The organism is Streptomyces sp. NPDC054956 (assembly GCF_053609185.1).
Genome location: NZ_JBSGXB010000266.1, coordinates 1 through 10,868 on the forward strand (window position 1 = coordinate 1; position 10,868 = coordinate 10,868).

Sequence of the window (10,868 nt, forward strand, 5' to 3'; positions counted from 1 at the left end):
GGGTGACCGTGTCCTACCACGGCGTGCCCGCCGTCCGGGAGGTCGACCTCGACCTGCGCGGCGGCGAGATCACCGCGCTCATGGGCCGCAACGGCTCCGGCAAGTCCTCGCTGCTGTGGGCCCTGCAGGGCTCGGGCCCCCGCAAGTCCGGCTCCGTGGCCGTGACCGCGTCCGCCCCGACCACCCCGACCGCCCCGGCTGCCCCGGCTCCCGAAGGCCCACGGGCCCGCGGCGGTGCCGTGAGAGCCAAGGCGCCGGGCGCTCCGAAGGCACCGGACCCGCGCACGCTCTCCGCCGCCGAGGCCCGCCGGCTGGTCGGCCTGGTCCCGCAGACCCCGACCGACCTGCTGTACCTGGAGAGCGTCGAGCAGGAACTCGACCAGGCGGACGGCGAGTCCGGCTCCGGCGCGCAGGGCCGTACGTCCGCACGCGCGATCCTGGACCGGCTGGCGCCCGGCATCCCCGGCTCCACGCACCCCCGCGACCTCTCCGAGGGCCAGAAGCTGGCGCTGGTCCTGGCCATCCAACTGGCCGCCGCCCCGCGGGTCCTGCTGCTGGACGAGCCCACCCGCGGCCTCGACTACGCGGCCAAGGCCGAGCTCGTCCGCATCGTCGACGGCCTCGCGGCCGAGGACCGGGCGGTCGTGATCTCCACCCACGACGTCGAGTTCGCGGCCCGCGCCGCCGACCGGGTCGTGGTCATGGCCGAGGGGGACGTCGTCGCCGACGGACCCACCACCGAGGTGATCGTCGCGTCCCCGGTCTTCGCCCCCCAGACGGCCAAGATCCTCGCCCCGCTCCCGTACCTCACGGTCGCCCAGGTCGCCCGCGCCCTCGCCGAGGACGGGACGGGCCCCGGCTCATGAGCGCACGCACGCACGCCATCCGGATCGGCCCGCGGGCCGGGGCCGTCATCGCCATGGCCGCCCTCCTCGGCGTCGTCGCGTTCTTCTGGCCGTTCCTGGTGGCCCCCGGCACGTTCGGCTCGAACTACGCCCCGCCCCTGATCTTCGGCGTCCTGCTGGTCGTCGTGCTGTGCGTGGTGATCTCCGAGATCGCCGAGGGCGGCATCAGCTCCAAGGCCCTGGCGATGCTGGGCGTCCTGTCGGCGGTGAACGCCGCCCTGCGCCCCCTCGGCGCCGGTACGGCCGGCATCGAGACGGTCTTCTTCATCCTGGTCCTCGCCGGACGGGTCTTCGGACCGGGCTTCGGCTTCACCCTCGGGTGCACCTCGCTCTTCGCCTCCGCGCTCATCACCGGCGGCATCGGCCCCTGGATGCCGTACCAGATGTTCGGCTGCGCCTTCGTCGGCATGCTCGCCGGATTCCTCCCGAGGGCGACCGGGCGCCGGGAGGTCGCCGTGCTCGCGGTCTACGGCTCCCTGTCGGGCTACCTCTTCGGCTTCCTCCTCAACCTCTCCTTCTGGCCCTTCTCCCTCGACCCGAACAGCTCCATCGCCTACCTGCCCGGCCTGCCCTTCACCGAGCAGTTCCACCGCTACCTCGCCTTCGACCTGGCCACCTCGCTGGGCTGGGACACCGGGCGGGCCGTCACCAACCTGGTCTGCATCGCCCTGGCCGGGCCGGCGGTCCTGACCACCTTCCGCCGCGCGGCCCGCAAGGCCCGCTTCCGGGCCCCGGTCCGCTTCGCGCCGCCCGTCCACCCGACGGCCGAAGCCGGGCTCCCTCCCGGGCTCCCTCCCGGCCCCCCTCCGGGCCTCCACCCCGGCCTCCCTCCGGGCCTCCGCCCCGGCCTCCCTCCCGACCGGAAGCCCACCGGTCCCTGACCCGCCCGAGGAGGGCCGGCCCGAATGGTCGCGGCGGCGGCGCCGGGTCACCGTGGTCCCATGACCTCACCCGCACCGACGGACTCCCCGCCCCGCCCCGAGGCCGGCCGCAAGGGCTCGCGGGTGCGCGGTCTCGGCCCCAACTGGTACGCGAGCGTGATGGGCACCGCCATCGTCGCCAATGCCGGCGCGGCCCTCCCCTGGCACGTCCCGGGCCTGCGCACGGCGTGCACGATGGTCTGGGCCCTGTCCGCCGTGTTCCTGGCGGTCCTGCTCATCACCCGGACGGCCCATTGGGTGCGCCACGGCGACCAGGCGCGCGCCCATCTGCTCGATCCGACGATGGCGCCGTTCTACGGGTGCCTCTCCATGGCCCTGCTGGCGGTGGGCGGGGGCACGATGATCGTCGGGAAGGACTGGATCGGCGTGGGCGCGGCCGTCGCCGTGGACACGGTGCTGTTCACCGCCGGGACGGCGATCGGGTTGCTCGTGGCCGGCGCCATTCCCTTCCTGATGGCGTCGCGGCACGAGCTGAAGCCGGGCAGCGCCTCACCGGTGTGGATCCTGCCCGTGGTCGCGCCCATGGTCGCCGCCGCACTCGGCCCGCTGCTGATCCCGCACCTGCCGGCCGGTCAGTGGCGCCAGGCGCTCCTGCTCGGCTGCTACGCGATGTTCGGCCTGAGCCTGCTGGCGACGGTGTTCCTGCTCCCCATCGTCTTCGCCCGGCTGCTGGCCGGCCCGCGGCTGCCGCTCGCCCTGACGCCGACGCTCTTCCTGGTGCTCGGCCCGCTGGGGCAGTCCACGACGGCGGCGAACAACTTCGCCGACGCCGCCCCGCAGGTGCTCCCGGCCCCGTACGCCGAGGGCTTCAGAATGCTGGCGGTGCTCTACGGGGTGCCGACCATGGGGTTCGCGCTGCTGTGGTTCGCCGTGGCGCTGGTGGTGGTGCTGCGCGCCCAGCGCCAGGGCATGGGCTTCTCGATGACCTGGTGGGCCCTCACCTTCCCGGTCGGCACCTGCGTCACCGGAGCGGAGGGGCTGGCGCGGCACACCGGCCTGACCGCCTGCGCCTGGATCGCGGGCGCGCTGTACACGTTCCTCGTACTGGCCTGGCTGGTGGCCGGCGTCCACACGCTGCGCGGGCTGCTCGCCAAAACCCTCGCTCCGGCGACGTAGCCGGGCCGCGGACGTAACCGGGCCGCAGACGCCGCTTCCCCGCCCGGGCCGGTGGCCGGACGGGGAAGCGGGGGGGCGAGAGGGGTACGGGCTCCCCGCGATCAGAAGAGATCGGTGAAGAACTGGTAGCCGGTGGGGTCGCCGGGCATCTGCCAGTGGAAGCCCTGCAGGAAGAAGCAGGCCACGAAGTTGCTGACGGCGAAGAAGGCGAGCACGGCCAGGGTGACGGTGGCGGCGCGGCGCAGGGCGGGCGAGCCGGTCGCGGAGTCCAGGGGGCGGACCTCCTCGGCCAGGACGAGGTTGACGCCCGCGGCGAGGGCGGCCAGGAAGAAGGTGATGGCGGCCCAGGTGTACAGGTGGAGGCCGAAGAGGGCGCCGGCGTACCCGGGGTCTCCGGGCTTGATGTGCATCAGCACCTGCGCGCCGGAGACGGTGCCGCCGATGAGGGCGGAGACGATGGCGACGCCCCAGCCCGAGGCGAACTCCCGGGTGCTCACGGCGCCCTTCCGGGACCGGGCGATGATCATGGCGGGTCCGATGGCGCTGAGCAGCATGAACATCCGCTGCAGGAGGCACATGGGGCAGGGGTACTCCCCCAGGCCGAACTGGAAGATGTAGGCGCCGCCGATGGTGGCGCACATCCCCAGGACGTAGACGTGGGCGAACCAGAGGCCGAGGCGGTGGGTGAGCCCGGTGGTGCGGGCGGCGACGGGACGGGCGACGGGGGTGGCGGTGGTGGACATGTTCTGCTCCTCCTCAGAAGCTCAGGTTGAAGGCGCGGTCGAGGTGGGGGAGGAACGCGAGGAGCGTGAGGCTCAGGGTCCCGGCCCACAGCAGCATCCGTGTCCGGCGTGGCCCGTCGCGCAGGACGGCCAGGACGCAGACGGAGATCAGGAGGAAGAGGATGGTGTACATGGTGTCCCTGCTTCATCGGAGGATTACGACTTGATCCTCCGGCGGGGAGTTCCGGCCCGGTAGCGGTAACGGATCGATGGATCCATAGGGCGGTTCTATGACCTCCAGGTGGTTCTACGATCCCTCGGCGGCGAGGTGCCTGCGCGCGAGGGCGAACAGGTCCCGGGCCGGACCGGTCGGACGCCTGCCGGTGGGCCAGACCGCGCGCAGCGAGCGGCCGAGGTCGAGGCCGGTCACCGCCGGGGACCGCAGGGTGCCGGCGGCCAGTTCGTCGGCGACGGCGAGCGAGCTGAGGACGGCGGGCCCGGCGCCGCCGGCCACGGAGGTCTTGATGGCGGTGGTGGAGGCGAGCTCCAGCAGGGCGGAGGGCTGCCAGTCGGGCAGGTGGGCCGTCATCGCCCGCTCGAAGGCCGTACGGGTGCCCGATCCCGCCTCCCGCTGGATCAGCGAGGCGCCGGCCAGCTCCTCCGGGGTGATGGCGGTGCGCCGCGCCCACGGGTGGGCCGGGGCCACGACGACGAGCAGCCGGTCCCTGGCCACGGCCCGGCTCTCCAGCCCCTTCGGTGCGCGGGGGCTCTCGATGAAGCCCATCTCGGCGCGGCCCTCCAGTACCGCCCGGGCCACGTCGGCGGAGTTGCCCGATTCGAGCGCGACGCTGGTGGCGGGGTGCTGCGCCCGCAGCCCGATGAGCCACTTGGGGACCAGGTACTCGGCGACCGTCTGGCTGGCCGCGACCTTGAGGTGGGAGCTGCGGCGTTCGCGCAGGGCATCGATGCCGGCGTCCAGTTCGTGGGCCGCGTCGATCACGGTCCGGGCCCACTCGGCGATCAGCGCACCGGCCGGCGTGGGCTTCGAGCCGAGCGACGAGCGTTCCAGTACGGGAAGGCCGACGAGCTTCTCCAGGTAGCGGATGCGGGAGCTGGCCGAGGGCTGGCTGATGCCGTGCGCCTCGGCCGCCCGTCCCAGGCTGCCCAGTTCGATGACGCTGAGCAGCAGGTCGAGGGCGGGCAGGTCGGGGACGCGCGGGGAGATGGGCATAGAACCATTCTATGGATGCATCGATCTGATCCCGCTACCGCGACGCGCGGCACCGGCCGAGGGTGAGGTCATGAGCAACAGGACCGCACCCTCCGCCCCCTCGCAGCGCCGACTGCTGCGCGATCTCGAACGACCCCGCGACGCCTTCCGCTACCTGGGGCCGAACTGGTTCGCCTCGGTCATGGGAACCGGGATCGTCGCCAACGCGGCGGCTTCCCTGCCGGTGCGGATCCCGGGGCTGCGCACCGCCGCCACGGTGGTGTGGGCGGTCGCGGCCCTGCTCCTGCTCGCGATGTGCGCCGCCTGGGCCGTGCACTGGGTACGGCACCGCGACAACGCCCGCGCCCACGGCACCAACCCCGTGATGTCGCAGTTCTACGGGGCTCCCCCCATGGCCCTGATGACCGTCGGCGCCGGCACCCTGCTGCTGGGCAAGGACGTCATCGGGCTGAACGCCGCCGTCACCGTCGACTGGGTGCTCTGGCTGACCGGCACCGCGCTCGGCCTGCTGACCGCCTTCGCCGTCCCCTACCGGATGATCACCCGGCGTGCGGCGGCGCCCGACGCGGCCTTCGGCGGCTGGCTGATGCCCGTCGTTCCCCCGATGGTCTCCGCCGCGATGGGCGCCCTGCTCGTCCCCCACACCCAGGACGGCCAGCTGCGCCTGACCATGATCCTGGCCTGCCTCGCGATGTTCGGCATCAGCCTGATCGCCGCGTTCGTGATCATCACCATGATCTACTCGCGGCTGGTGCACCACCCCGCGCCCGCCGCGGGCGCCGTCCCCACCCTCTGGATCGTGCTCGGCCCCCTCGGCCAGTCGGTCACCGCGGCCGGGCTGCTCGCGAACGCCGCCCCCTCGGCCCTGCCCGCCCCCTACGCCCAGGGCCTGCAGGTGTTCGCGCTGATCTTCGGCGTGGTGACCTGGGGATTCGCCATGCTGTGGCTGGCGATCGCGGCCGCCGTCACCGTACGGACCGCCCGTACGAGCGGGCTGCCCTTCAACCTGACCTGGTGGGGCTTCACCTTCCCCGTGGGCACCTGCGTCACCGGGAGCACCGGTCTGGCCGCCCGTACCGGCGCGGACCTGTTCGTCTGGGCCGCCGTCGCCCTGTACGTCCTGCTGGTCGCCGCATGGGCCGTGGTGGGGGTCCGTACCGCACGCGGCGCCCTGCGCGGCACCCTGTTCCTGCCTCCCCCCGCCCCTGCCGCCCCCGTCGTCGCGGTCGCCCGCGCGGCCACCCGTACCGCCGTGATGAAGGCCGCTTCGTGAACCTCGCACTGGCGCCGGAGACCATGGCCCGCTGGCAGTTCGGCATCACCACCGTCTACCACTTCCTCTTCGTACCGCTCACCATCAGCCTGGCCGCCGTCACCGCCGGGCTGGAGACGGCCTGGGTGCGGACCGGCAAGGAGAAGTACCTCCACGCCACCAAGTTCTGGGGCAAGCTCTTCCTGATCAACATCGCGCTGGGCGTGGTCACCGGCATCGTCCAGGAGTTCCAGTTCGGCATGAACTGGTCCGACTACTCGCGGTTCGTCGGCGACGTCTTCGGGGCGCCGCTGGCCTTCGAGGCGCTCGTCGCGTTCTTCCTGGAGTCCACGTTCATCGGCCTGTGGATCTTCGGCTGGGACAAGCTGCCGAGGAAGGTGCACTGCGCCTGCATCTGGATGGTCTCGATCGGCACCGTCCTGTCCTCGTACTTCATCCTCGCGGCCAACTCCTGGATGCAGCACCCCGTCGGCTACGCCCTGGACAAGGCGACGGGCAGGGCCCGGATGAACGACGTACTCGCGGTCCTGACCCAGCACACCACCCTCGTCCAGGCCTGGCACACGCTCTCCGCCTCGTTCCTGACCGGCGCCGCCTTCGTCGTCGGCATCTCCTCCTACCACCTGTGGCGGGCCAAGCGCGGCCGGAGCGGTCCCGGCAGGCGGACGGCCGTGATGCGTACGTCGCTGCGCCTCGGGCTCGCCCTCGCCGTCGTCGCGGGCACGGCCACCGCGGTGAGCGGCGACAGCCTCGGGCAGGTCATGTTCGAGCAGCAGCCGATGAAGATGGCGGCGGCCGAGGCCCTGTGGGACACGCAGGCGCCCGCTCCCTTCTCCGTGTTCGCGGTCGGCGACGTGAGCCGCGGACGCAACGACGTGGCCGTCGAGGTGCCCGGAGTCCTGTCCTTCCTCGCCCACCACGACTTCACCGGCGCCGTACCCGGCATCAACGACACCGCCCGCCGGGAAGCGGCCCTGTTCGGCGGGAAGCCCGAGGACTACATCCCGAGCATCTTCATGACCTTCTGGGGCTTCCGGCTGATGATCGGCTTCGGCATGGTCTCCTTCGCCGCCGGAGCGGCCGGCCTGTGGCTGACCCGCACCAGGCGCCTGCTGGACCCGCGGATGCGCACCGGGCCCGACGAGGTGCCCCGCCTGATGCTGACCAGGAGCCGCGAGCTCGGCCCCTTCCTCACGAAGTGGTCCTGGCGGACCGCGACCGTGACCATGGGATTCCCGCTGATCGCGAACTCCTTCGGCTGGATCTTCACCGAGATGGGCCGTCAGCCCTGGGCCGTCTACGGACTGCTGAAGACGAAGGACGCGGTTTCCCCCGGCGTCTCCACCACCTCGGCCGTCGTCTCCCTGACCGTGTTCACCCTGCTCTACGCCGCACTCGCCTTCGTCGAAGTCAGGCTCCTGGCCCGGTACGCGAAGGCCGGCCCGCAGACCGAGGAGCCGGCGGATCCCGCCTCCGGCTCCGAACCATCCGACTCCGCCCCCGCGTTCGCCTACTGATCCCCCCTGCTGACCCCCCTCCCCGAGGACCGACCCGTGCAACTCCACGACCTCTGGTTCGTGCTCATAGCCTTCCTGTGGACCGGCTACTTCTTCCTCGAGGGCTTCGACTTCGGCATCGGCGTCCTCACCCGGCTCGTGGCCCGCGACGCCCACGAACGCGGTGTGCTCCTCGCCACCATCGGACCCGTCTGGGACGGCAACGAGGTGTGGATGCTGACCGCCGTCGGAGCGACCTTCGCCGCCTTCCCCGACTGGTACGCCACCCTGTGCAGCGGTTTCTACCTGCCGATCCTCGCCGTCCTGGTCTGCCTGATCGTGCGCGGCGTAGCCTTGGAGTACCGGCACAAGCGCGAGGACGCCCGGTGGAAACTCACCTGCGACCGCTGCGTGTTCTGGACCTCCCTGGTCTGCTCCGCGCTGTGGGGGCTGATCTTCGCCAACATGGTGCGCGGCGTGCCCATCGGCCCCGACAAGAACTTCACCGGCGGCCTCCTGGACCTCCTGCACCCCTACGCGCTCCTCGGCGCGCTGACCACCCTGTGCCTCTTCACCCTGCACGGCACCCTGTTCGCCGCGCTGAAGACGAGGGGGCCCGTACGGGACCGGGCCCGGGCGAAGGTCCGTACCCTCGCGAACATCACCACCGTGGTCACCGGCACCTTCCTGTTCTGGACGCAGGTCCACAGCGGCAGCCGGGTCTGCGGGCTCGTCGTCGTGAGCGTGGCCGTCGTGGCGCTCGTCGCCACCGTGGAGCAGAGCGCGCTGCACCGCGACGGGTGGGCCTTCGCCCTGTCCGCGACGGCCGTCGCGGCCACCGTCGCCGTCCTCTTCCTCTCCTTGTTCCCCGCCGTCATGCCGTCCTCCGTCAACCCCGCCTGGACCCTGACCGTCGCCGGATCGGCGGCGAGCCCGTACGCGCTGACGGTCCTGACCTGGGTCGCCGGATTCGCCACCCCCGTCGTCCTCGCGTACCAGGCGTGGACCTACTGGGTCTTCCGCAAGCGCGTCGGCTGAGCCTGCCGGTGTCCGGAGACCGAACGCGGCGAGGTGTCCCCGGTTTGGCCGGTGGGGGGAATCTCAATACGATCCGGCGATGATCACTAGAAGATGGGTGGCGGCCGGTGCGTGCGGTCTGCTCGTCACCCTGGCTGCCGGGTTGTTCCCGACAGGTGCCGCCGCCGGTGAACCGGTGGCGAAGGAAGCGCCCAAGGTCGAGTTGGTGCTGGACGTCAGCGGCTCGATGCGCGCGCAGGACATCGACGGGCAGACCCGGATGTCCGCCGCGAAACAGGCGTTCAACGAGGTACTGGACGCCGTGCCCGCCGAAGTGCAGCTCGGGATACGGACCCTCGGCGCCAACTATCCCGGCGACGACAGGAACCAGGGCTGCAAGGACACCCGCCCGCTCTACCCGGTCGGGCCGCTGAACCGGACCGAGGCCAAGACCGCGGTCGCCACGCTCGCCCCCACCGGGTGGACGCCGATCGGGCCGGCCCTGCTCGGTGCCGCCGAGGACCTCAAGGGCGGCGACGCCACCAAGCGGATCGTCCTCATCACCGACGGCGAGGACACCTGCGCCCCGCTCGACCCGTGCGAAGTGGCCCGGGAGATCGCGGCCAAGGGCATCCACCTGGTCATCGACACGCTCGGGCTCGTCCCCGACGCGAAGACCCGCAACCAGCTGATCTGCATCGCCGAGGCCACGGGCGGTACGTACACCTCGGTGCAGCACACCGCCGAACTGTCGGGCAGGGTCCGCCAGTTGGTGGGCCGGGCGGCCACGCCGGTGGTCAACCCGGTGGCCGCCGAGGGCGCCAAGCAGTGCGAGGGGGCCCCGGAGCTGAAGCCGGGCCTCTACAGCGACCGCGAGAGCTTCGGGCAGCACCGCTGGTACCGGGTGGGCGTCAAGCCCGGCCAGGAGCTGCGGGCTTCGGTGAGCATCGGCGCCGACCGCGCGGTCAACAACGACTACGGGGTCCTGCTGCGCGCCACGACGCCGAGCGGGCGGGAGATCGTGCGCGGCCAGGAATCCGGGGACGGCCGCACCGACCTGATCTCCTCCGGGCTGCGCTATCCCAAGAGCGCCGACGTGGACGAAGAGGACGCGGACCGGGTGGAGACCGTCTGCCTCCAGGTCAGCAACTCCTTCTCCGCTCCGGCCTCCGTCAAGACCACCCCGGGCATGCCCGTCGAACTGACCATCGACGTGGTGGACGGCCCGGCCGACGCGAACGACGTGGCCGCCTTCGGCCTCGGGCGCGGCTGGTGGCTGCTCGGCGTCCTGGTGCTCACCGGCTTCCTGGCCGGACTGGTGTGGGGCTGGGTCTCCCGCTGGCGTATCGCGGTCTGGAGGACCAACTGATGAGTGCCGTGAGAACTCCTGTGAGAACTCCCGTGGGACACGCACGACGTGACCGAGGCGTACGCGGCATGCGGGGCGCGCGGCGCGCGCTGACCGCCGCGCTGCTCGTGGGCGGTAGCCTGCTCGCCGTAGCGGCCTCCCCCTCCCCCTCGCCCTCGGCGAGCACCGGTGGCGGCCCGAAGGCCCCCACCGAGGCCGGTACGGCCTTCCGTACGGCCACCCCGGTCCGGCTGGGCCAGGAGGCCACGGCCGACGCCTCCACCGGCGACTACCTCTACTGGGTGCTCCCGCTGGACTCGGGGCAGCGCGCCACCGTCCAGGCGTCGGTCACCCTGCCCGCCGCGGCCGGCCGGCACGCCTCCTCGACGTGGCAGCTCGACGTCTACGACGGTCTGCGCCGCCGCCAGCCGTGCATGTACGGCACGCAGACCGCCACCGCCGCCAAGGACGCCGCGACGATCGACCTGTCGTGCACCCTGCGCCCGGTCCGCTCGGGTGCCGACCAGTGGGCCAACGATCCGCTGCAGGGCGCCTATTACATCCGCCTGACGGTGACCGACCTCGCGCAGGAGGACCTCGGCCAGCCGGTACGGGCACGCCTGCGGGCCGAGGCGAAGGACGTCGGCGGTGCCTACGCCGCCGACAACGCCCTCGCCAAGCCGCTGGTCCCCGGCGCCGGCACGGCCTCCGGTCTCGAACCCGAGGACGGCTGGTCCGGCGGCTGGTGGTCCGACCGCTGGCTCTGGACGGCGGCCGGCGGAGTGCTCGCCGCGCTCGCCGGCATCGGCGGCCACCGGC

At 72.4% G+C, this 10,868-nt stretch carries 11 protein-coding genes; 8 read left to right on the top strand and 3 right to left on the bottom strand.

Annotation, left to right across the window (positions count from 1 at the left end; genetic code table 11):
* The 3 genes from ACWGDE_RS30220 to ACWGDE_RS30230 form a co-directional block, all read left to right on the top strand.
* A partial coding sequence (locus ACWGDE_RS30220) for an ATP-binding cassette domain-containing protein (protein WP_453392209.1) occupies positions 1-866 on the top strand: 866 nt, incomplete at its 5' end.
* Positions 863-1,786, top strand: a complete 924-nt coding sequence (locus tag ACWGDE_RS30225; protein WP_453392210.1) for an ECF transporter S component — start codon at positions 863-865, stop codon at positions 1,784-1,786. The genes ACWGDE_RS30220 and ACWGDE_RS30225, both read left to right, overlap by 4 nt.
* Before the next feature lie 60 nt (positions 1,787-1,846).
* A complete protein-coding gene (locus ACWGDE_RS30230; RefSeq protein ID WP_453392211.1) occupies positions 1,847-2,962 on the top strand; it encodes a TDT family transporter in 1,116 nt (371 codons plus the stop codon).
* A 101-nt stretch (positions 2,963-3,063) separates the two neighbouring features.
* On the opposite strand, the gene ACWGDE_RS30235 is transcribed toward ACWGDE_RS30230, so the two are convergent.
* From ACWGDE_RS30235 to ACWGDE_RS30245, 3 genes are all read right to left on the bottom strand, one after another.
* Entirely contained in the window at positions 3,064-3,705 is a 642-nt protein-coding gene (locus ACWGDE_RS30235) for a disulfide bond formation protein B (protein ID WP_453392212.1), read from the bottom strand.
* Positions 3,706-3,718: 13 nt separating this feature from the next.
* Positions 3,719-3,877 (bottom strand): hypothetical protein, encoded by a 159-nt coding sequence (locus tag ACWGDE_RS30240; RefSeq protein WP_453392213.1) that lies wholly within the window; start codon positions 3,875-3,877, stop codon positions 3,719-3,721.
* 114 nt (positions 3,878-3,991) lie between these two features.
* Positions 3,992-4,915, bottom strand: coding sequence for a LysR family transcriptional regulator (locus ACWGDE_RS30245; protein WP_453392214.1), 924 nt, complete (start codon positions 4,913-4,915; stop codon positions 3,992-3,994).
* A gap of 70 nt (positions 4,916-4,985) precedes the next feature.
* Between ACWGDE_RS30245 and ACWGDE_RS30250 the strand changes: the two genes are divergently transcribed.
* The 5 genes from ACWGDE_RS30250 to ACWGDE_RS30270 all read left to right on the top strand — a co-directional run.
* A complete protein-coding gene (locus tag ACWGDE_RS30250) occupies positions 4,986-6,188 on the top strand; it encodes a TDT family transporter (RefSeq protein WP_453392215.1) in 1,203 nt (400 codons plus the stop codon).
* A complete protein-coding gene (locus ACWGDE_RS30255) occupies positions 6,185-7,705 on the top strand; it encodes a cytochrome ubiquinol oxidase subunit I (RefSeq protein ID WP_453392216.1) in 1,521 nt (506 codons plus the stop codon). Before ACWGDE_RS30250 ends, ACWGDE_RS30255 begins: the two co-directional genes overlap by 4 nt.
* Before the next feature lie 36 nt (positions 7,706-7,741).
* The gene (cydB, locus tag ACWGDE_RS30260; protein ID WP_453392217.1) at positions 7,742-8,722 is read left to right on the top strand and encodes a cytochrome d ubiquinol oxidase subunit II; all 981 of its coding nucleotides are present in this window, start codon (positions 7,742-7,744) and stop codon (positions 8,720-8,722) included.
* Positions 8,723-8,801: 79 nt separating this feature from the next.
* On the top strand, positions 8,802-10,070 hold the full coding sequence (locus ACWGDE_RS30265; protein WP_453392218.1) for a VWA domain-containing protein: 1,269 nt from the start codon (positions 8,802-8,804) through the stop codon (positions 10,068-10,070).
* Between the two features lie 68 nt (positions 10,071-10,138).
* On the top strand, positions 10,139-10,868 hold a 730-nt coding region (locus tag ACWGDE_RS30270; RefSeq protein WP_453392219.1), incomplete at its 3' end, for a hypothetical protein.